We start from the raw sequence: 22314 nt of genomic DNA on the forward strand, positions 1-22314 counted from the left end.
TGGGGTTTACGTGGAGTCGCGTGTCCGGCGCCGGGGGATTCGTGGGCTGAGCTGGCTGTTTGGTGTTGCGCAGTGAGCTGGGTGGGGCGGCGGTTGTTGCTCAGTGTGGTTGGCGCGCCTGTAGGTACCGGTGCCGGCCGGTTGTGTGAGGGTCGGGGCGGCAAGGGGTGTGGGCCGTTCAGCGGGCGGTGAGGCGTTGGTGGAGCAGGTCGTGGTCGGCGGGTGCGAGGCGGGGCAGTTGGAGGCGGCTGGCGAGGTCGTGGAGGAAGGCGGTCTGCTGGGTGGGTGTCAGGGGGTGTGGGGGCAGGCGGTCGAGGGCTGTGGCGAGGGTGAGGGTTTCGGGGTAGATGATCAGGTTCCGGCAGGTCAGGGCGGGTGAGGCCGGGCCTGGGGCGAGGTGGGGGTTGGTGGTGGTGAGCCGGTGCAGGCGGGTGTGCCAGCGCTGGTGGAGGTGTTGGTGGTGGTCGTACCAGCGTGTGGTGATCGTCGATGCCCAGCTCAGGGAGGCCGCCGTGGGCGGGCGGCGGGTGGTGAGTCGGGCACGGGTGAGTTCGGGGACAGCACGGATCTTGAGGGGGGTGCGCTGTCTGGGGTCGCTTGAGGCTTGCTGGTGGCGGGTGCAGATGAGAGCCCGGGGCAGGCCCGGTGCCGGGTGGATCCATGCGGGGACGGCTTTGTGCGGGCTGCGGTGAGCGGTGCAGGCGGTGCACGCAGGCAGCGGCTGCATCGCGGGCTGGGCGGGCTGCCAGCGGGCGGTGGCGGCGCGGGCCGTGCCGATGGCGGCGGGCGGGGGCCGGCGGGCCAGGGCGCGGGCGAGGTGTGCGGGCGGGATGCGGGTGAAGCCGGACAGGCGGCGGGCGGCTTCGTTGCTGAGGTGGATTTCGGTGGCGGGCGGGGCGGCGGGGGTGCCGGTGGTGGTGATGTGCAGGCCGTCCAGGAGCTGGGCGGCACTGAGGTGGTAGGCGGCTGCGAGGCGGGTGAGGTAGGAGGCGGTGGCCTCGCGGGGCAGCGGTCTCACGCGCAGTGCGCCGGGCGGGGTGGGCCACATGGTTGCGGCTCGCACGGCGGGGCGGGGCGCGGTGGGGGTGGTCACCGGTCGGTGGGCCGGGCGCGGCGGGCGGGGGTGCGGGGCCGGTAGTGCTCCTCGGCGAGGTGGTCCAGCGCAATGGAGTCCAGCAGTGTTCTGGTGATGTGCTCGCTGCCGGCCAGGATGGCTTCGATGGCGGCCTGGCGGATCAGGGGGGCCAGGCTGCCGATCCGTCCGGCGGTCCGCTCGTGCAGGTAGGGAGCCAGCCTGGGCAGGCTGCCCGGCCGGTGCGCGCTCAGGTCAAGGGCAGCTTCCAGAGCGGCGATCAGCTCGCGGAACGGTTCGCGCTCGCCGGCCCGCGCGGGCAGCGCCCCGCAGTCGATCAGGGAGGCCCGCCCAGCCAGTTGCGCCCCGCGCACCCCGGAGAATACTGCGCTGGCGGTGACGTCGATGCCCGCGTAGACGAACGTGGCGGGGACGCGTTCGGTGAGGTCTTTGAGCCAGTCGGCGGCCTCGGCGCCGGTGGAGGTGCGCGGGTTGAGGCGGTGGATCTCGTCGATCAGCACGAGCTTGACCCCGGCCGCGGTGTAGGTGTGGCAGACGGCTGTGGTGATCTGCGCGGTGGTCATGCGCGTGGTGACGGGGATGCCGAGGTAGCGGGCGAACTCCCCGGCCAGTGTCTTGGCGGTGGCGCCGGGCGGCACCAGCACATAGGCCACCGGCACACTGTCGTCGCCCGGGGCGGCACGGCGGGTGTGGGCGAGGTGGCAGGTCCGGCCGACCTGCAGCAGCGCGGTGGTCTTGCCGGTGGTGGCCGGCCCGGTGACGATCAGTGATGGCCGGGCGGTGATGTGCTGGTGCCGTCCGAGGATCATCAGTGTGCGTACCTGGCGTGCCAGGGTCTCGATGGCCGGGGTGCGCACGGTGACGAACCGCGAGTGGTAGGCCAGGCGTTCCTCCAGCGAGCGCGGTGTCTGGCCGGGCTGCGGCGGCGCGGGCGGGGCGGCGTGGGCGAAGCGGGCGAAGGCATCGAAGGTGGTGACTGCCTGCGCGGATGTTTCCTCGACGGGGGGCGTGGTGTCGGGGCTGGTCACCAGTGCTCGGCCTCCTCGAAGGCGTCGTACAGCGCGAATCGGGCCGGCGCCGGGGGCTCATCGCCGCCGGTTTGGCTGTCGTCATCGACATGGGTGCGGGCGTCGACGGCGTCGAGACTGTCCTCGGCGTCCTCCCTGCCCCCGGTCTGTGCGTCGTCACCTGCTGTCTGCGGGCCCGCCCCGCCTGCCGCCGGCACCTGGCGGCCGGTTGCTGCGGCGGGTGCGCCGGGGCCGGGCAGGGGACGGGCGCGGCGCAGGACCTGGTCGGCGGCCTCCGCGAGGGCCACTTCGTGCTTCTCGCGGTCTGTGCGCCGGCCGAGGGCGGCGCGGATGTGGCGCCAGGCGGTCTCGCCCATGGGGGCGTGGACGTGGTCGCGGTGGATCCACGGGATCTCGTGCAGGTGCCCGTCGGGCAGCCGGATGTAGATCTGCCGTACGTCGTGCGGGTTGAGGTGGATCTCCCACCTGCCGCCGGGGGAGGCGGGGCAGGGCCGTCCGCGGTGCTCGTTGAGCACGGCGTGGTCGTAGGTGCGGTGGTTGATGCGGATGCCGCGGCCGGTGACGGGATGGAAGCGCACCGGCAGCAGTTCCAGGTAGTCGGTGCCGCCCAGCGGCCACGGCACGTACCCGCACGCGCCCAGCAGCGCGCCCCACATCTCGTTGGGGGCCAGCGCCTTCTTCGGCAGCAGGGGGTGGCGCAGCCCGTCGTGCGGGCGGTGCTGCCAGCACGCGGTGATCCATTCGTCCAGCAGCTCCTGCAACTGCGCCACCGTGAACCGGGCTTCGTCCTGCACCGCCTCGCCGCGCGCCAGGACGTGGGGGCCGGTGTAGCCGGCAACGTGCTGCGCGAACAACGAGTTGATGCTTTTGAACGTCCTTTCCACCGCGCCCTTGGCGGCCGGGGAGCGCGGCGGCGCGGGCTGCACGCTCACCCCCAGGGTCTCGCAGGCGGCCAGGAACGCGGCGGAGACGAAGATGGCCCCGCGGTCGATGACGATCGTCTCCGGCACCACCACCGGCCGCGCCGCCGCCGACTGAAGCCGTCCATCCAGGGCGAGGAGCCGGTCGTAGGGGACGGCGGCGTGCGCCAGGCGCAGCTGCTCGCCCCAGCCGGGCCGCACCGGGTGCGGTACGGCCATCTCCGCCAGCAGCAGGGCGGCGTCCACGGCCTTGGTGCCCTCCTCGCGCAGCACGGCCGCCACCACCGACCTGGTCGCCACGTCGAGAGCGATCGTGAGTTCCGGGCGCACCGCACGGCCGTCCTCGCCGATGGCCATCACATCGAGGCGGGTGGTGTCGATCTGCACCAGCTCGCCCGGCCGCAGCGCCACCGTCGGCGTGAAGGGCCGCACCGGCGCGGCCGTTGCGGTGCGGGCCGGCCGTCCGGGATGCTCCAGCGGGTCGGCCAGTACCCGCGCCAGCCGGTTGAACGTCGACGGCGCGGGCAGTGCCACCGTGCCCGGCCCGTGGGTGTCGGCCAGGATGTGCCCGGTCAGCTCCCGCAGCCCCTTCAGCGTGCCCTTGGAGCGGCCGCGCTGGCGGCGCAGTGCCTCCAGCACCGCGGCCACCACCCGCTCATCGGCCTGCCCGGTCGCACTGGAGGGTTTGCGGCGCGGGATCAGACCCCACAACCCCTGGCCGTGGTAGCGGGCGCGCATGCGGCGCACGGTGGCCCGGCTGACCCGCGGCCAGCCCAGTCTGGTGAGTTCGTCGGCCTTGGCCTGCTCCCGCTCGGCCATCGATGTGCGCTGCGGGTCGTACTCGGGCCGCGGCATCCCGGCACTGCCCAGGCCGTCGGGCAGCCCGGTCTCGATCTCGCGGATGTGCCGCTGCCAGGCCAGAGCCCGCTCCCGCTCCCGGGCGGGCACCGACTCCAACAGCCCCCACTGCCGCACTCCCGCACTGGGGGAGCCCACCACGGTGAAACCCGGGTCGGCGAACAGCAGCGAGGCCAGCACCGACGCCGTCTGCCCGTCCTCGCCGACCAGCGTCACCGACGCACCGGCCACCGCGGCCACCTGCCAGGTACAGCCCTGGAACGTCACATACGCGCCCAGCTTCACCTGCCGGCCGCTCGCAGCGGCCACGCGGCGCCCCCGACGGGCGTGTGCGCTCACCACTGCTCGGCCTCCGCCCACGCGTCCCACACTCCGAAGGCACCCGCAGGCCCGGGCCCGTCCGGGACCGGTGCCACGGCGCCCCCGCCCGGTGCCGGCTTGTCCACCACGCCCTGGCCGGGCACCGGCACACCGGCCTTTTGCCCCGGCCCCTCGCCCGCTGGTGCCCGCTGCCCGGGCGGGCCATTGCGGTCGGCGAGGATCTGCCCGGTGCGGCGCCAAACGGCGTCGTCGAACGGGCGAAGCGCGTACGCGCGATCGGTCCAGGGGATCTCGTGCAGGCGCCCGTCGGGCAGCCGGATGTAGATGTGCCGTACGTCGTAGGGGTGGTGGTGCACTTCCCACCGGCCGTCGTCCGTGGTGGGCCGGGCCCGGCCGCGGTGCTCATCCAGGCACTGATGGTCGTAGCGGCGCCTGCCCAGGCGGATCCCGGACTCGGTGACCGCATGGTGCTGCACCGGCAGCAACTCGGCGAAGTCCTGCCCGCTCAGCGGCACCGGCAGCGACCCGGTGACGCCCAGCAGCACCCGCCACATCTCCTGCGGACTCAGGGCCGCCTTGGGCAGCAGCGGTTGCCGCAGAGCCTGTTGGGGGCGGGTGTGCCAGCGGGCGGTGATCCACTCGTCCAGCACATCGTGCAGGTGCGGCAGACCGAAGAACGCCTCCGCCTGCCGTCCCGCGCTGTCCGGCGGGTGCACAGCACCCAGCGCGGTGGCCAGGTCGGCGGCGTGCCGGGTGAACACCGCGGCGAGCGTCTTCACCGTGTCCCCGGCGACACTGTGCAGGCCGCAGCGCCGTGCGGGGACGGCTTCCAGGCTCACGCCGAGGCTCTCGCACACGGTCAGGAACCAGGGCGTGACGGCGGCCGCCGCCGGGTCGAAGACCAGCGTCTGGGGCAGGGCGGCCGGACGCGCCACGATCGCCTCAAGACGCGCGTCCAGGGGCATCAGCCGCTCGGGCAACCCCTCGTGGGCTGCCTGCAGCATCTCCCGCCACCCGGGCCGCGCCGTGCGGGGGACTGCCATCTCGGCCAGCAGCACGGACAGTTCGACCGGCGCGGCCTGCTGCGGGTGCAGCACGGCGGCCAGCACACAGCCCGTGGCCCCGTCCAGCGCGCAGGTGACCGACACCGCCACCACACGGCCGTCCTCGCCCACCGCCTCGATGCCCAGGCGGGCGGTGGCGACATGGACCCGCTCGGCGGGCCGCAGCGCAGGCGGCCCGCCGCCTGCCCCGTCCGGACCGGTGGCGGTGCGCGCCGGGCTGCCCACCGGCTCGGCCGGGTCCGCCAGCATCCTCACCAGCCGGTACAGCGACGACCTGGCCGGCAGCGTCACCCGGCCCTTCCCGTGGGTCTGCGCCACGATCTGTTCGGCCAGGTCGATGACCTGCTTGACGGTGGTCGCCCTGCGGCCGCGACGTATGCGCAGCGCCTCCAGCACGGCGGCCACCACCCGCTCGTCCGTACGCCCGGTGGGGGAGGAGGCGCGCAGGGACCTCTTGTCCACCAGCCCCAGCAGCCCCTGGCGCTGGTAGGCCAGCCGCATCCGCTGCACCGTGGGCCGGCTGACCTTCGTCCATCCCAGCCCCGCAAGCTCCTTCGCCTTGGCGTGCTCCCGCTCGGCGAGTGTGAAGGCGTGCGGGTTGTACTCAGGCCTCGGCACCCCGCCGCTGCCGGGGCCGCCGGGCAACCCGGTCTCGACCTCCCGGATGTGCCGCAGCCAGGCCATCGCCCGCTCCCGGGCAGGCAACGGCACATCCGCCCACGCGGCGGCGGCCGGAATCTGCGGGGCGCCCTGGCCGAGGACCTCGAAGCCGTCGGCGGCCACCAGGCGAGCGGCCAGCACGCACCCGGTGGCCCCGTCCTCGGCGGCCAGATACACCCGCCCGTCGACCACGCCGGTCACCTGCCACGTGCGGTCCTCGAACGTGACCTGAGCGCCCACTCCAACACACCGCCCGCCGGGGGCGGTTACCTCGTGCCTGCTCACCTGCCGTGCTGCTCCTGCTCCCCGTCGCCTGCGGCCGGGCCGGGCGCCACAAGGGTGTGCTCGCCCAGCGGCCGCTCCAGGTCCGCCACCAGCCGCCCGCGCCACAGCGCGTGGTAGAGCACCGGGAGCGCCGAGAGGGTCTCGCCCGCCGCCGCGGCCCCGGCCATCAACGGCCGCGCGGTGGTGAACGCCTGAAGCACCGCCTGCTCAAGCCCGCCGGCGTCGCGGTGGCGGGGATGGCGGTAGCCGGCCAGCCAGCGCACGTTCGCCGCCACCACCGCATCCGGCGGCATCAGGCGCCGGTAGGTGAACCCCACCGCCGCACACGCCGCCTGAAGCACGGCGGCCGCGCGCGGCCCGGCGCGCAGCCGGTTCTGCGGTGGCGGGGCAGTCGGCGAGCAGGGCGCTTTTGTCGCCGTAGCGGGCGAACAGCTGGGGCACCCAGCTCAGCGTCCGCCTGCTGTCCGGGTCCCGCCAGATCAGCCGCACCGGCCGCGCCGCCAGCGCCACCACGCACGGATCGCGGTCCAGCAGCATCAGCTGCATACACATCGCCTGCGAACCGTGCGTCACATGCCGGCCGGTGGTGGCCGACCACCACCAGCCCGGCGCCCACCGCCGCCCCGGCACCACCGGGAACGCCGCCACCGGCGCCAGCCGCTCGAAGGGCTCCGCGACCGCAGCCTCCACCCAGCGGCGCTGCACCAGCCGGCCGTCCGCCCCGGCGAACTCCGCCTCCACCGCGGCGCCTTCCGGCACCCGCCAGGCGCCGTCCGCGCGGGCGGGTAAGCCGTCCTGCGGGCCGCCCTGACTGCTTTCAGTGATCACATACTCCACATAACGCCCTACCGGTCACGCCGCGCAGGCGAACCGGCCGGTAACCCCAACTACGCTGCACCGCAGGTCCATCGGGGTTTGCGCGGGGTCAGAATGACACCCGCACGCGCCGCTGTCAGTGCACACCCCTGCACTTTCCCGTCCTCGGGCCGCGGGGTGTGTGGGCAGGTGGGATCGCCGCTATCCCAGAGACGACAGCACCCATCCCGAGTCGTCCTCGTCCGAACCGAGCCGGATCAGGGCGCCAGACGGCATCGCCGCACCGCGCGCGAGCGTGTCGAGGCGTGCGGCCCGCGAGCTCGACGTCGTACTCGTCCAGGAGCCGCATGATGCCGCCCGGGGTGCCGAGCACGTCAGCCGTGGTCCTCGCCCGCGGCCACGATCTCCGCCAGTTCGTGGGCGGGCAGGCGGGCCCACGCGGCGACCTCCTCCAGTGTCACCCCGGCGGTGACGGCCGCGACGGCCGTGTGCGCCAGAGCCTCCTCGACCAGCTCGGCGCTGCGACCGAGGTGCTCCAGCAGAGTGCGGGCCACCTCGGCGGTGGTGCCGCTGTGCACGCCGCGCAGCTCCACCAGCTGCTCGCCGGCCTCCTTGACCAACTGGGTGATGTGGAAGCGGTGTTCGGCGGACACGGTGGCCCCCCACCGGGTGCCGGAGCCGCCCGAGCGCTGCTCGGCCGCCAGGACGCGCAGCTGCCCGGCCAGGGTCGCGGGCTGCTGCTTCCTCCTCACATGCCACGGATCGTCCCGCTGTCCCGGCGCACTGCTCCAACGGCGGGCGCGTACGACCGCGCCCGTCCAGTCGTGCAGCGCACTGCCGTGATCGGTCGCGAGCAGCGGCCCCAGCCAGGCCCGGCCCACCCGCTCGCCCAGCCGCCGGCAGAACGGATCGTCCTCACGCCGCGCCCGGGGCCGCGTCCCCCCGCTCGACTTCCAGAGCAGGTCGGCCGACGCCGGATCCAGCAGCAACCCCGCAACCGCCACGGCTTCGGGGAAGATCGCCGCGTCCCGGCCCACGATCCGCCACCACGCCAGCTCCGCCGCCGCGTCGCCGCCCGCCAGCCGGTGCAGACGGCGCGGCCAGATCTCCTCCCGATCCCAGGACAGGGCCTGCTCCCACCACTGGGCCACCACCGCATGCGACAGAGCGAAAACCTGCTCCGGCTCCACCCCGGCCCGCAACCCACGTCTGGCCACCCGCGCCCACCGCCGCTGCGCGACCGCCACCTCCGCAACGCCGCGCACATCCAGGTGTTCCAGCGGCTGGTCGGCGTCCGCGTCCAGCAGCCAGCGCCCGTGCCGGATGCAGACCCGCTGCCAGGGCGGCACGAACCGCACCGCCCGCACCGCCTGCCCGGTGCGCCGCGCGGTGCACAAACGGCACCCGAACGCGGCCGGTCCCGCCACCGCGGACGCCGCCCGCCACCGCGCCTGCGCCTGGACAGCGCTGCCGGTCCCGGGGTCGTCCATGGTGAACGTCGGCAACGCGCGCGCCAGCACCGCCGGCTCAACCCCGCACAGCCCGGCGAGCACACGCCGCCCGGCCTCGTTGAGTACCAGCTCGGCATCGGCCCGCACACCGCCGCCCTCGTGCCGTGCGGGGGAGTTGCGGCACGACCACAGCCGCACCACGTCGGCGGCCGCCAGACCGTAGCGGGCCGCGGCCCGGGCGATCAGCGACGAGGTCAGCTCCCCAGCCAGCGGCACGGTCCGCAACGCCCCTGCTTCCACAGCCCTCACCGACACCCCTCGTCCGCTCCCCGACCAGAGCAATGTGGCACGCCCGGCGAGGCCGGCACGCCCGATCGCCAGGAACTCACCCGCACGTCGGGCAGGGCACCTGGTCTCCTCCCGGTCTCCGTCCGTCTACACCGGACTGCCTTGCCTACAGCTCGAACCGGAGGTCGACGAGGTCGGTGAGTTTCACTTCGAGGCCGTGGGCGCGGCGGCCGCCGTCGCGGAAGTAGACCTCGCCGAGGGCTTCGGCGGCGATCTGGCGCAGGTCGTCCTCGTCGACGCCGTCCTGCTGGGCCTGGAGGAGGCGGGCGGCGTGGTGGGGCGGAAGGGGGAGGGTGAGGTGGCGGACCCGGGACTGGTCGGTGCTGCCGCCGGCGGCGGTGTAGCCGAACCGGCCCTGGACGTCGATCATGATGCCGCCGCTGGTGGCAGCGGCCTGCTTGGCCCGGGCCCTGATCTGCGGCTGCCAGCGGGCGAGTGTCTCGCGGTGCAGCCGGTCGGCGAGCTGCGGGCGCGGCTTTTTGATCTGGTTGTTCACGTACCGCTCGACGGTGCGCTGGCTGATGCCGAGGAGTTCGGCCACCTGCCGGGTGCTGTGCTGGTGCTGTCGGACCAGGTAACGCATCTGCGCCCCGGCGGACTTGGGCAGCGGCCGTGTGAACGCGCCCTGCACAGCCCGCTCGAGTTCTTCCGCGACGGTGACCACGCTGTCCCCCTCTATTTCCCGGTGTCCGGGCCGTCGGCCCGGCCGGTCTTGATGTAGCGGGCGAGGTTGGCGACGTGGCCGTCGCCGCCGAGCTCCTCGTACTTCTCCGCCCCCCACAGCACGCTCTGGGTGCCCTCGTGCTTGACCATCCCCGGGGACACGCCGAGCCGGAAGCTGCCCGCCACGGTCTTGCCGTCGGCTCCGTAGGGCAGTACGTCCAGCGGGCTGGGTCCGTCGGCGGCGTACACGGCGCAGTCGGAGAGGACCGCGATGGGGTAGCGGCCGGTGGCCGCGGCGAGGTTGAGCATCTTGCGGTGCATGTTGATCCGGGCGCGGGAGATGACGGCGGCGCGGATGTCGGGGCGCCAGGTCGGGCGGGCCAGCGCGGGCCAGGCGTGGCCCGGCTTCCAGCCTTGGCCGCGCGCCTTCTCCTGCAGCTTGCCGATGCCGCCCTTGATGGTCATTTTGACGGCGTCCAGGACGATTGCCAGTTCCGCATCGCGCTGCTTGTAGCCGTCCATCGCATCGAGGAACTCGCGCGGGCCCAGTTTCTCGCCCACGCCGAGATCGGCCATGGTGGCGACGTAGGCGTCGCGCAGCCGCTTGTACCAACTGTCCAGGTACCGGCCGCTGTCGTGGCGCAGCCAGCCCTCGAGAGGGGCGACTTCATAACCGAGTTCGACGGCGTAGGCCACCGTCGGGGTGGCGTACCAGGCCGGACCGGTGGGTCGTTCCCCGGTGGGCGTGAACGCGCTGGGCAGCAGGTCGCCGTCGAGGTCGCGCCACTGCTTGCCGATCTTCACCCGGGACGGGTCGACGTGGGAGAGGTCGACCAGCCAGGAGCCGGGCACCGCCGCATCGAACGTCGGACGCACGACGTGCACCGGGGGAGTGGACAGGCCGACGACCGCGCCGTTGGCGGCCGCGCCGAACGCCAGGTTCACATCGATGCCCACCAGGTGGCGCTGCATGCACTCGGCGTCCGTCATCTCCCGCGCCCAGTCGTACGCCTCCTCCATCAGCTTCTCCTCGGGCCCGCGCACGTGGAAGCGGGGCAGGTCCGCGAGCACGGGGTGGCCGTCGGTCGCCTCGCACGGCGCCGGATCCAAAGCTTCGGTTCCCAGCGATCCGGGCCGCAGCTCGCGGTGCCGCCTGCCGTCCTGGTCCGGCTCGCTCGCGCGGGTCGGCGGGTTGAGCGCCGTCATCAGGTGAAGCCCCGTCACCGCGGTGGTGCCCACCGGGGTGACGACCCGCTGCGCGTACACGCCCAGCACCCGGGCAAGCTCCGCCGGAGCAAGGCATGCGGCATGTCCCCAGGCACGGTCGTCCAGGGCGTGCCAGGAGGGGATGCACAGCTGCACGCAACTGCGCCGGCCTCCCTGCGCGGGGCGGTAGATCCGCGCCCATGGCCCGAATCCCCGCTTCGTGAGCTGCCACTCGGCACGCTCGAGCTGGCCCAGCACCTTGTGCCCCTCCGGGAGCCGCCCGGCGAGCCTGGCCTCCTCCGGCAGCTGGGCGGGCAGACCGTAGCGCTCACACGCCGCCCCGGTCAGCACCAGCAGCGGATCGGCGTCCTTGCCCGAACCGTGCAGCCGCTCCGCCCCCAACTGTGCCTCGCTCAGCGCCCACTCGACCAGAGCGGGCAGGGACTTGGCGGGCACGTCCAGGAGCAGACCGCCGACGCCGTAGCCGGTCACCTGCCCGTCCGCGTCGGCGTCCAGGACGAGCAGCGGACCGTGTCCGTGCTGCCCGTGCGCGGGCCCGGCATCGGCCGTACGGACAGCGGCCTTCGGCGCGCCCGGACGGCGCGAGGACGGGCGGGGCGGCGCGGCAGCAGGCGTCGGATGCGGCGCCCGAGCGGCGGCACCGGCCTCGGAGGCCGGAACGGGCGAGAGAGCGGGGGAGGGGGCGGGCGTGCTCGCCGCCTTCGCGGGCCGCGGTTCCGCCGCGCCCGATGCCTCCGGTGCTGGAGCCTCGGGCTGCGGGGCTGCGGCGGTCTCCATGGCCGGGTAGAGGAGAGCGAGTTGGGCGAGCAGGCGCGCGTACGCCTCCCTCTGCGGAGGTCTCGGCTCGGCCTTGCCCGACTCCCAGCCGCCGATCGTCGCCCGCCGGACGTCGAGGGCCGCGGCCACCTCGTCCAGGGTCAGGGCGTGCGCTTGGCGCAGTCGCCTGCGTTCGGCCGGCGGCGGCAGCGGGGACCGGGACGCGATCAGCGCGTCGACCGCGTCGAAGAGCTCGGACATGGGACACCTCCAGTACCGACCCTATCCCATGGATCGCACATTGCGCGTACGGATACCGTACTTTTCGCGTACGAATGATGTGCGGGCTGGTAGGGTGCTCGGTTGGTGGGGCTTCAATGGGGTCTCGCCGCCCTCCCCGACCGTGGTAGCCCTGTGGCTGCCGCCCCGTTCTCGGATTGAGGAAGCTCGCATGACCGTGGCCGCTGTGTTCACTCCAGACCAGCCGAAGGAGCGGCGGCTGTTCGCCGACCAGGCCGAGGCCCTCTCGCGGTTGGCGCGTCATCTGCGGCGGCCCGGGACGCGCGCCCTGTACGTGTCGGCGACGGGTACAGGCAAGACGCTGGTGTCGATCCGGCTGGCGGACGAACTCGACGCGCGGCTCGTCCTGTTCGTCGTGCCCACCCTGGACCTGGCCGCGCAGACGGCGCTGGCGTGGCGGCGCGACGGTCACCTCGAGCACATGGTGATCGTCTCCTCGATGGACGTGGAGGGCCGTAGCGACCTGGTGGCCGCGCACGTCATGTCGGCGACCGACCCGCGCACCCTGGCCGCGCTGATGTCCGTGGTCGGCGACGAGGAGGACCAGATCCCGGCGCTGACGGTGATCTGTACCTACGACTCCCTGGACAAGATCGAGAAGACCCGTAAGACCCGGTACGCGGTTCCGGCGTTCGATCTCGCGGTCATGGACGAGGCCCACCGCATCGCCGGGCGCGCGGACAAGAAGTGGGCCATCGTCAACGACGCGAAGCGCATCCATGCGGACCGCCGCCTCTACATGACCGCCACCCCCCGGATCTTCGCCGCTCCGGAACTGGCCGAGTCCGCCGACGTCACCCGCCCGCGCCGCCGCGCCCCCGCACCCGCTCCCGACGTCGACGTGTCCGCCAACTCGATGGAAAACGAGCAGGTCTACGGCAAGAAAATTTTCGAATATCCGCTCGCACAGGCGGTGGAGGACGGGCGCGCCGCGGACTACCGCATCGTGGTGCCCACGCTGACCGACGCCGACCTGCGCCGCCGCCTGAACATGCCCGCCCCGGGCACCGTGGGCACGGCCCCGGACTCTGCCGGCGGCCGCGATTCCGGCGAGGAGGATGACGGTGCGCTGCGCACCACCGCCCTGCACCTGTCCGTCCTGCGCGCGATGACCGAGCACGGTCTGAAGAAGGTGCTGGTCTACTTCAACCTGGTCGCCGACGCCCGCCGCTTCGCCCGCGAACTCCCGCACACCCTGCGCCTGCTGGCCAGAACCGACCCGAGCCTCGTCCCCGCCATCACCCCGCAGATGTTCTTCGCGCACGGGGATAACACTCCCGCCGAGCGGGGCGACAGCTTCACCGGCTTCGCTACCGCCGACTGTGCGATCCTGGCGAACTCCCGCCTGATCGCCGAGGGCGTCGACATCCCCAGCGTGGACGCGATCGTCTTCGCCGACCCCACCCGCAGCGTCGTCCGCTGCGTCCAGGCTCTGGGTCGCGCCCTGCGCCTGGACGTCTCCGGCAAGACCGCTTCCCTGATCGTCCCCGTCTACATCCCGCCCGGCGCCGACAGCGAGAACATCCTGGGCACCGCCTACGAGCCGGTGTGGGCGATCGCCACCGCGCTGGCCGGCCACGACCACCGCATCATGGAGCGCCTGCCGGACAAGGCCAACCGCCTGCCCCGCGAGACCAGCCAGGTCATCGCGCGCCGCTGGAGTTTCGACTTCACCGTCCACCCCGAGCGCATCGCCCAGGCGATGGACCTGGTCTCCTTCGACCCCCGCGACCAGCCCGTCTCCCGCAGCCGCCGCCTCGGCCTCGCGGCCGCCCAGAACTACCGCGCCGAGATGGGCCACCTCGACGTCCCCGCCGACTACACCGACCCCACCGGCTACACCCTCGGCACCTTCATCACCACCATGCGCGACGCCCGGACAGCCGGCCGCCTCGAAGCCGACTGGACCGCCGAACTCGACGCGCTCGGCATGATCTGGGACAAGCACCACGCCGCCTGGCGCGCCCGCCTCACCGCGGCCGCCGACCACCTGCGCGCCCACGGCCACCTCGCCGCCCCCGCCACCACCCCCGTCGGCGCCTGGCTCGCCGAACAACGCCACCTCGCCGCCCACGACCGGCTCGACGCGGCCCGCGCGCAGGATCTGACCACCCTCGCCCCCGACTGGCGCCTGCCCCACGGCGCGGACTGGCACCGCAAATACCACCTGCTGCGCACCCACCTCGCCACCGGCGCCGACCCGGCCACCCTCACCCCGGACACGGTCCTGGCGGGGGTGAAGATCGGCTCCTGGCTGAACCGTCAGCTCACCACCTGGCCCACCCTCACCCCCGGCCAGCAGCAGATGATGACTGCCCTCGGCCTCACCCCCGACACCAACCCGCTCACCCCCGCCCGCCGCACCCGCCGCACCTTTGAACAGACGGTCCAGCTCCTGGAACTCTTCCTCCACCGCGAGGGCCGCGCCCCCGCCTCCCGGGAAGAGATCGTCGTCGACGGTGACACCGTCAAGCTCGGCGCCTGGCTCGCCAAAGCCCGCACCAAACACCGCGACGGCCGGCTCCCCGAGGCTCACGCCCGCCTGGTCGCCACGCTCTTCGACGGCGACTGGACGACCGAGGGCGCCGTCCCGGCCGCCGTGGCGTAGACAGCCCTTGTCGCCCGACAGACCCCCTTCCCCGCCTGCTAGCAAATCGCTAACATCGCTGTCATGGGAATCGCACAGCTCAACACTCGCGTCGACCAGGAGCTGGCCGACAAGGTGCGCGCCTCGGCGCAGCGCGCCGGAATGTCCCTCAACGACTACGTCACCGGCGTCCTCGAAGCCGACCAGGCCGCCGCGGACGGCCCCGACGACCTGCGGGAAGCCCGCGCGCGCATGCACGCCCGCGTCGCCTACCAGAAGTGGATCGCCAGCGGCCGGCCCGAAACCGGCTCCATGACCATGGACGAGGTCTTCGGCGCGTGACGGCAATCCCCGCCCGGTTCGCCGCGCACATCGGCGAGACCATCAAAAACCTGCCCGGCCCGGCCAAGGAAGAGCTCCACGACGCGGTGATCCGCGCCTGCGCCGACCCCTGGTCCTGGCCGCAGGCCGACAAGCACGACATGGATGAGGCGGTACGCGTCATCACGACCCGCACCGTCATCGTCCACTACGTGATCATCCCCGGCCCGAACCCCCACCTGTGGGTCTTCGCCATCACGGTCTGACTTCGTACACCGGTGCGCCAAGCGAGGGCTCGCGAAGCACCTCAGGAACTCGTTCCCCTCGTCAGGTCCGGGCGGCGGGAGCAGGCCGCCTGCCGCAAGGCGCGGTGGAAGACCCCTTTGCACTGACATGCCCGGCCCGCAGGCCGGGGCGTACTCCGGAGGAACCGTGCAGTTCACCGTCCTGCCCGTTCGCGCGCGGCCCGTCTCCCCGCTCCCGGGGCAGGCGTTCCTGGTCCGGGACAACTGGGACGACTACCACTTCAAGACCACCTTCGAACTGCTCTGTGCCGATGACCGCGGAGAGGTCAGGAGCATCGGGCAGGTCAAGATCGGACAGTTCGGCATGACGGCACCGGCCCAGACATCCGTGCCGGACGCCTTCGAGACCCTGGACGGGGCCTCCTTCTCACTCGGACAGAACGACGCCTACTACGAACGGCTTGCCGAACTGGGCCCCGATGTGCAGCGCACCGTGCTGCAGGCTCTGAACGACGTCGCCTTCGACCTGGACCTCTTCTCCCGCGCCCGCGACCAGAGCGTGATGGGCACCTCCCTGCTGCGGTCCGTAGCCCCTGGCACCGTCACCGGCCGGTTCCGGAGCACTGTCATACCCGCAGGGCCGTCGGCGGCCATCACCGATGTCACCCGCCGACATCTGTTCGACGCGCTGCGCACCAGCGGGGCGGGTTGGTCGGGCAGTCTCGACGAGGTCACCTTCCTGCGCAGGCTCTACGACCTGGACCGCCTGGAAAGCTTCGATCCGCGGTTCGCGACCGTCGAGGGCGACATCATCCAGCACCGCTACAACAACCCCGGTGACTGGGACGAGGACTGGGTCTTCGGCGATTCCCGCTTCGGTCTTGCCAGCGGCCCCGACGAGGTCCTGCTCCGCTTCCTGGCCGAGATGGTCCACCCCGCCGTCCGGACGGACACCAGTGAGACCGAGCAGCTGCTGGCTCTGATCAACGGCGCGCTCGCCCCCGACGGCTATCGCCTCGTCCCGGCCTCCACCGTCAACGGCTACCCGGTCTACGAGGCCCGCCAGATCCCGGCAGCCCTGGCTCCTGCGCCCGCTCTCCACACGGCTGCCGCGCAGCCGGCACCGTCCGGCCACAGCGCCTACGAGATGGTCCGCCGCGCCGCGCGCGGCGAGCGCAAGGACTACAACTGCCCGCCCAAGCCCGTCCCCGGCGGTCAGGCGGACGTCTTCAGGGCGACGCACAAGCCCACCGGCATGATCGTCGCCCTGAAGAAGCTGCATCAGAAGTACCCGGCCGAACGCCCGGTGGCACGGATGCGGCGCGAGATCGAGGTCGGCCAGTTCCTGAACGGCCATGCCCACGCGATGCCGGTCCTGGATTTCGGCGCCGAGCACACCTGGTTCGTCATGCCCTGGGCCGAGGCGACCGCCGAAGAGAGCCGGGAGCAGCTGCAGCAGCCCGGCCAGCTGCGCGTCCTGGTGACCGCCCTGGCATCGGTGCTCGCCCCCGCTCACGCCGAGGGGTGGCTGCACCGCGACATCAAGCCGTCGAACATCCTCTGCCTCGACGGCTGCTGGACCCTGGCCGACTGGGGCATCGTGCGCCGGCCGCGGGGCCAGACCACCAAGGCCGGCCGGACCGGCCTCTACATCGGCACCGAGGGCTTCGCTGCCCCGGAGCTGTTCCAGGCACCCCACGAGGCGACCGCGTCCAGTGACATCTACAGCATCGGCAGAGTCATCGCCTGGGCCCTCACCGGCGACCTGCCCAAGACCAACCTGCCGCTGCTGCCTCCTCCGGGCCCCTGGCGCAGCATCGTCCGTGCCACCACCCACCCGGACCCGCAACGCCGGCCCCAGAGCGTCGCCGACCTGCTTGCCCTGATCGACCGAGAGCACGTGGACTACCCCGAAGACCCCCTCCAGGCAGCCCGCCTGCATCTCGAGGCCGCCAACACCGGCGACCCGGCCGCAGCCGACGCGCTGCTGGCCCTGGCCGGCGACCACCCCCAGGACTACGAACTGCTCGTCGGCGTCCTCCCGGACCTGGCCGCCGTGCACGCGGGACCGGCCCTGCAACGGGATCTGGCGCAGGCACAAGCCCTCCTGCACGCCTTGGCCGAGCACGTGGGCGGGGACGACACCCACATCGTGCAGTTCGCCGAGGCCGCGGTGATCGTGACCTGGCTCCAGGGCGTCTGCGCCCACGCCGCCCACCGATCCGACTGGGATCTGCTGGAGGAGGCGGCTCTCACGATGTGCATCTGGGACGGCGCCTGGGACCAGTGGGACGCCCGGGACAGGATCCGGCCCTGGCTGGTGTCCCTGACGGGGGATGCCGCAGCCGTCATGGCCTCCGTCCTGCGCGACCACCCGGAATCCGCACAGCACTTCAGCAATCTGGCCGACGACCGCACCGCCGATCCGCGCATCCGCGCATCCGTCCGCTCGAGCACCGCACCGTAAAGCCGCGCGCCCTTGGCTCCCTGCAGCGCTGCGCTCGCGGGGGCCGCTGAACCGGCCCGCCCCTCGGCATGCCTGCCAGCAACCCGACCACGCTCTTTGGAGTCACCGCACCATGAGCACACCCGCACCGCCCCCCTGGCCACACTGCCGGCACGGCGCGGACCCGGACACCGACCCGATCGGCTGCCGCGGCATCCACGTGCCCGGCCACACCGCGTGCCTGGCCCACCTCACGGACACCGCCCGCACCGCCTACCTGGCCGGCCTCGCACCCGGCGCCGACATCGACCACCGCGGCACCGCCTTCACCAACGACTCACTGCGCCAGCTCCTCACTGCGCTCCACGATCCCGCCACCGGAACACCTCAGATAGGCCAGGCCCTGTTCAACGAGGCGAGGTTCACCGGCAACGCCCGGTTCGACGGGACCCGGTTCACCGGCAATGCCAGTTTCGACAGGGCCCAGTTCACCGATGACGCCTCGTTCCATAGGGCGCACTTCACTGGCGACACCGGGTTCGGTGAAGCCCAGTTCACCGGCCACGCCGTGTTCGGTGAAGCCCAGTTCTCCAACATCGCCGGGTTCACTGGGGCGCGGTTCGCCCGCGACGCTGGATTCGCGAACGCGCGGTTCACTGGCACCGTCGTGTTCAGAAAGGCGCAGTTCAACGGTACGGTCTCATTTTTCGATGCCCAGTTCGCCGACGGCGCCGGGTTCGGTGGGGCGCAGTTCGACCGCTACGCCGCCTTCGGTGGTGCACAGTTCTTTGGCACGGCCGGGTTCGGCGGGGCGCAGTTCGCCCGTGACGCCGGATTTGACGCGGCCCAGTTCACCGGCGACGCAAGGTTCGGTGAGGCGCAGTTCTCCGGCAATGCCCGGTTCGACGGGACCCGGTTCGCCAGTGACGTCCGGTTCGACGGGGCCCGGTTCGAGGTGGCCTCCGAACTGGGGCCCTTCGTGTGCGCGGGAGCGGTGGTGTTGTCCGGTGCGGTGTTCGAGGTACCGGTGACGCTGGAGATCGCGGCGCGTGAAGTGCGCTGTGTAAGGACGCGGTGGGAGTCGACTGCCACCATACGGGTGCGGTACGCCGCGGTGGACCTCAGCCACGCGGTCCTGACCGCCCCCGCAGCGGTCATCACCCACCCCGCCCGCTTCACCCACGGCGTCGACACGGTCGAGGAGGATCTGCTGACCGGCCCCGGCCCGCAGCAGCGCAACCCCGAACGGGCGCGCATCGTCTCGGTGCAGGGCGTGGACGCCGCGCACCTGGTGCTCACCGACACCGACCTGAGCGACTGCCTGTTCTCCGGAGCCTTCCACCTCGACCAGATCCGCCTGGAAGGCCGCACCACCTTCGCCTCCGCCCCCACAGGCTGGCACCGCCGATACATCTGGCCGGTGTACTTCACCCGCCGCCGTGTCCTCGCAGAGGAACACCACTGGCGCGCTCGCTCTGCCGACCAGCTCGGCCCTGCCGTGAGCGAGGCCCCTGACCCCCACCGGTGGAGGCGTCCCGGACCGCATCACCCCGACATCGCCCGCACCCCGGGCCCGGCCCCGGAAAGCGTCGCCGCGCTGTACCGGCAGCTGCGCAAAGCGTTCGAGGACGGCAAGAACGAACCCGGCGCCGCCGACTTCTACTACGGCGAATGCGAGATGCGCCGCCACGACCGGACCGGCACCCCCAAGGGCGAACGCCGTCTGCTGTGGGGATACTGGCTGCTGTCCGGCTACGGCCTGCGCGCCTCCCGCGCCTTCACCTGGCTGCTCGCCGCCATGTCTCTTACCGTGCTGCTCCTGATAGGCATCGGCCTGCCCACCCACGATCCGGACCCTGCCACCACCGGCACCCTGAACGGCAGCCGAATCAGCCTGAACACCTCCACCCCCGACCCGGCACTACACGGCGGATGGCCGCAGCGCATGACCTGGGCCCGTGCGGAGAAGGCCACCCGCGTTGCCATCAACTCGGTGGTCTTCCGCTCTTCCGGGCAGAACCTCACCACGGCCGGCACCTACATCGAGATGATCTCCCGTCTCCTCGAACCCACCCTTCTGGCCCTCGGTGTCCTCGCGGTCCGCGGGCGCATCAAACGCTGACTGGCCCGGCCGCCGCCAGACCTGTGACAAATCCGCTAAGGATCACTGCGTGATCGATGCGCTGAGCTGTTGGTCTAGTGATCGTTGCAGGATTTCTGGTTGTTGTGATGTGTCGACCTGAGCTGGGGTTTCGGCAGAGGTTGAGGAGCCAGAGAGGCTCCTGAAGTGCGAGTTCAGTGATCGCTTCGGAATGTGGTGATCGTCGCAGGATTTCCTGTTGCCGGGCACCAGTAGGGTGCGCGGGATGAAGGTATGCGTTGAAGCCTCGTTCGATGCGGCTGTGCCGGGCAGTCGTGGGGCATCGCTGGTCCGGTGGTTTCGTGCCGTCCGCACCGGGCTGTACAGCGGCCTGGTGGAGGCGGAGGCCGGGAGCGGGGGAGGGGTCGTCTCCGAGGCGCAGATCGTCCCGGACATCGACGACTTGGTGCGCCGCTTCCCCCGTATCGGGAAGACGTGGCCGCAGTTCGAGGAGGAGCTCGCCGCGTTCCCTTGGGGAGCCCAACTCGTGTTTCTCACGGAGGGCGGGGAACTGGACGACCTGGGACGGGCGAGCTCCTACCACGTCCTGAGTGACGGTTCCATCTGGCGGGCATCGGCTTTGGCCAAGGTCAATTCCCCAGATGACGCCGCATCCTGCACTGCGGTGGTGGACTTCCTGTACGCCGCGCTGGATGGGAGCAGCCCCCTCTACGGCCACATCGAGTGGGACAACTTCGACGAACTCACCAACCTCGATACCGTGCTGCGCCGCAGGCGGCGCACGTCCCTGCGCGAAGGCCGGCAGTTCCTGCGCGGCTACGCCTGGGTGACGGTCTGCCCGGCGGAACTTGTGACGCGGCTGGGCGGCGCCGCGGTGCTGGAGGACTCGGGCGCGTTTCACCGGGTGTTTCCGCTGCGGGCGGGGGGTGTGCTGCTCCAGGCATCGGCCACGATGGACGGGTACACGGACCAGGTGATGGAGCGGGTGTTCGAGGCGCTGGCTCCCGTGCTGCCGCCGGGCGAGCCTCGCCCTGACCCCGCCCACCCTTACACGCGGTTCGTCCCGCGAGACGCCGCCACGGTGCGCTGAGCCGGGCGGGGGCGGCGGAGCAGTTCCATCCCCAGGACGAGCAGGAGCTGCTTCCCGGTCTGGTCGAACTGCTCCTGGAGGGTGGGCTCGCGAAAGAGGCCGGCCAGCTCTCCGGCACCGGCGGCGAGGTCACCGCGCTGGGCGAGGTAGTCGGCCATGGAGACACGGTGGATGGCGCGGGCCCGCTCCAGCAGCGCACCGTCCACCGCCTGGTCCAGGGTGCGGCCCAGCGCGGCGCTGAGGGCCTCGACGTGGCTCACGACCGCCTCGACGGTCATCGGTGTCTGCACGGGGCCGAGCGCGCGGACGAGGCCGCTGGCGGCGAACACCGACTCCGGCTCCATCACATCCCGCACGGCGTCCAGCAGCTCGGCTCGCCCGCGCACCGTCAGGGCCTTGCCGTTGCCCAGTGCGGTGATGGTCCGCACGAACCGGGCCCGCGCGGTCCCGCCGGCCAATGGATGCCCGACCTGCTCCAGCAGACCCACAGCACCCTCGCGCGCCACCTCCTGGCTGCGCCTACCGCGCCCCACCCAGGTCACCCATGCCCGCTGCGCCTGCCGGGTGGAGACGTAGCCGTCCCACCACAGCCACATCGCCAGCGGCACCTGCGCCAGCGCACTCAGGTGCGCTACCTGCTGCCGCTTGTCGAGCAGGAGCAGCAGCAGCCGGCGCTGGTTGACGCTGTGCTCGGCCTTGTCCGAACCGCGGTGCCGGGTACGCAGCTGCGGCTGGTCCAGCAACCCCTTGGCGATCCAGTCGTGGACCCGCCGCACGGTCATGTCCGGATGACCGGCCGCATGCGCGTCCGCGACGAGGTCCTCGATGCTGCCGGGCCCGGTGATGCTCTCCCACGTGTACACGGGGTGGAAATTACATCGTTCTCCCGCCAACCAGACCCCTGTTGAGGATGCAGCGCCCACCACCCGGCTGCCACGATCAGTTCAGCAGCACAACAACCCTGCCGACCCCCGGCGGACCGCCTCGCTGCACTACCCACACCCCGCAAGGGCGCGCGGCCGCGCCCTGCCCGAACGAAGGACACCCGTCATGCCGAAGAAGAACCGCACCCCCTCCACCACCGCGCACCAGGACCACGCAGCCACCGCCTCCTGGCGGCGCCTCGTCTCCGCAGCACTCCTCACCGGAGCCGCCCGCCACATCGGCGGCCTTCTGGCCGGCCTCGCAGTCACCTGGTGGCAGCACGACTGACACTCCACCACACCTCGCCTGACACACGCCTGCTGAGGTGATGTCAGGACAGCCCGGCTACACACCCATTGAGTCCTCCGCGCTCCCACCTCAGCGAGACACACCGCCGAGCACCGCCCGCAACTCCAACTCAGGGGCACCCACCCCGAACCCGGATTCACCAAAAGTTCTACAGCAAAGGAAACAGCTCACCGACCACCCGCCCCGTGCCTCCGTAGCCAGCCGCCCGCGGAACGCGGGCCGGGTCCGGGAGCGCAGCGGACGGACCCCCAGGCTCCTCCAGGAGCGCAGCGACGAGGAGCCGCCGGCTCGGAGCGTAAGCGGAGAGCCGGAAGGGCACCAGCCCAACCTCCGGATTCACCGAAACTTCTGACGGAAGGAAACACTGGCTCGAAGCGCAGCGCAGAGCCCAACTCCTCGCACCGCGAGGAGTTCGCTCCGTCACCCGCGCGCAGCGCGGGGCTCCGCTTCAACTCCCGCGCGCAGCGCGAGGATTCCCTAGAACCTGCGAAGCAGGTTCTT

At 72.2% G+C, this 22314-nt stretch carries 15 protein-coding genes and 1 pseudogene; 7 read left to right on the top strand and 9 right to left on the bottom strand.

Annotation, left to right across the window (positions count from 1 at the left end; translation table 11 throughout):
• Nucleotides 1-178 precede the first annotated feature (178 nt).
• The 8 genes and pseudogenes from OG780_RS44375 to tap all read right to left on the bottom strand — a co-directional run bounded on the left by OG780_RS44375 (nucleotide 179) and on the right by tap (nucleotide 11751).
• Nucleotides 179-1093 carry a TniQ family protein gene (locus OG780_RS44375; RefSeq protein ID WP_328443359.1) on the bottom strand — a complete coding sequence of 305 codons (915 nt, stop codon included), beginning with the start codon at nucleotides 1091-1093 and terminating at the stop codon, nucleotides 179-181.
• Nucleotides 1090-2121, bottom strand: coding sequence for a TniB family NTP-binding protein (locus tag OG780_RS44380; RefSeq protein WP_328443357.1), 1032 nt, complete (start codon nucleotides 2119-2121; stop codon nucleotides 1090-1092). Before OG780_RS44380 ends, OG780_RS44375 begins: the two co-directional genes overlap by 4 nt.
• Nucleotides 2118-4208 carry a transposase gene (locus OG780_RS44385; protein WP_328443355.1) on the bottom strand — a complete coding sequence of 697 codons (2091 nt, stop codon included), beginning with the start codon at nucleotides 4206-4208 and terminating at the stop codon, nucleotides 2118-2120. The genes OG780_RS44380 and OG780_RS44385 overlap by 4 nt, the downstream gene beginning before the upstream one ends.
• Nucleotides 4209-4234: 26 nt before the next feature.
• A complete protein-coding gene (locus OG780_RS44390; RefSeq protein WP_328443353.1) occupies nucleotides 4235-6184 on the bottom strand; it encodes a transposase in 1950 nt (649 codons plus the stop codon).
• A 41-nt stretch (nucleotides 6185-6225) separates the two neighbouring features.
• Nucleotides 6226-7066 (bottom strand): annotated as a pseudogene (locus tag OG780_RS44400) (TnsA-like heteromeric transposase endonuclease subunit).
• A gap of 353 nt (nucleotides 7067-7419) precedes the next feature.
• A complete protein-coding gene (locus OG780_RS44405) occupies nucleotides 7420-8805 on the bottom strand; it encodes a TniQ family protein (protein WP_328443351.1) in 1386 nt (461 codons plus the stop codon).
• Nucleotides 8806-8950: 145 nt separating this feature from the next.
• Entirely contained in the window at nucleotides 8951-9508 is a 558-nt protein-coding gene (gene tpg / locus OG780_RS44410) for a telomere-protecting terminal protein Tpg (protein WP_328443349.1), read from the bottom strand.
• An 11-nt stretch (nucleotides 9509-9519) separates the two neighbouring features.
• Entirely contained in the window at nucleotides 9520-11751 is a 2232-nt protein-coding gene (gene tap / locus OG780_RS44415; RefSeq protein ID WP_328443347.1) for a telomere-associated protein Tap, read from the bottom strand.
• Nucleotides 11752-11941: 190 nt separating this feature from the next.
• Between tap and OG780_RS44420 the strand changes: the two genes are divergently transcribed.
• The 6 genes from OG780_RS44420 (at nucleotide 11942) to OG780_RS44445 (ending at nucleotide 20580) form a co-directional block, all read left to right on the top strand.
• Complete coding sequence (locus tag OG780_RS44420) at nucleotides 11942-14398, top strand: DEAD/DEAH box helicase (RefSeq protein WP_328443345.1); 2457 nt, start codon at nucleotides 11942-11944, stop codon at nucleotides 14396-14398.
• Nucleotides 14399-14461: 63 nt separating this feature from the next.
• Nucleotides 14462-14719, top strand: a complete 258-nt coding sequence (locus OG780_RS44425) for a toxin-antitoxin system HicB family antitoxin (protein WP_328443343.1) — start codon at nucleotides 14462-14464, stop codon at nucleotides 14717-14719.
• On the top strand, nucleotides 14716-14964 hold the full coding sequence (locus OG780_RS44430; protein WP_328443341.1) for a hypothetical protein: 249 nt from the start codon (nucleotides 14716-14718) through the stop codon (nucleotides 14962-14964). Before OG780_RS44425 ends, OG780_RS44430 begins: the two co-directional genes overlap by 4 nt.
• A 166-nt stretch (nucleotides 14965-15130) precedes the next feature.
• Complete coding sequence (locus OG780_RS44435) at nucleotides 15131-17410, top strand: protein kinase domain-containing protein (protein WP_328443339.1); 2280 nt, start codon at nucleotides 15131-15133, stop codon at nucleotides 17408-17410.
• A 112-nt stretch (nucleotides 17411-17522) separates the two neighbouring features.
• Complete coding sequence (locus OG780_RS44440) at nucleotides 17523-19511, top strand: pentapeptide repeat-containing protein (RefSeq protein ID WP_328443337.1); 1989 nt, start codon at nucleotides 17523-17525, stop codon at nucleotides 19509-19511.
• 280 nt (nucleotides 19512-19791) lie between these two features.
• Entirely contained in the window at nucleotides 19792-20580 is a 789-nt protein-coding gene (locus OG780_RS44445) for a hypothetical protein (RefSeq protein ID WP_328443335.1), read from the top strand.
• On the opposite strand, the gene OG780_RS44450 is transcribed toward OG780_RS44445, so the two are convergent.
• The gene (locus tag OG780_RS44450; protein WP_328443333.1) at nucleotides 20538-21443 is read right to left on the bottom strand and encodes a hypothetical protein; all 906 of its coding nucleotides are present in this window, start codon (nucleotides 21441-21443) and stop codon (nucleotides 20538-20540) included. The genes OG780_RS44445 and OG780_RS44450 overlap by 43 nt on opposite strands.
• A gap of 187 nt (nucleotides 21444-21630) precedes the next feature.
• Between OG780_RS44450 and OG780_RS44455 the strand changes: the two genes are divergently transcribed.
• Nucleotides 21631-21792, top strand: a complete 162-nt coding sequence (locus tag OG780_RS44455; RefSeq protein WP_328443331.1) for a hypothetical protein — start codon at nucleotides 21631-21633, stop codon at nucleotides 21790-21792.
• Nucleotides 21793-22314: the final 522 nt, after the last annotated feature.

Origin of the sequence: Streptomyces sp. NBC_00386 (assembly GCF_036063235.1) — a bacterium.
Taxonomy (GTDB): Bacteria; Actinomycetota; Actinomycetes; order Streptomycetales; family Streptomycetaceae; genus Streptomyces.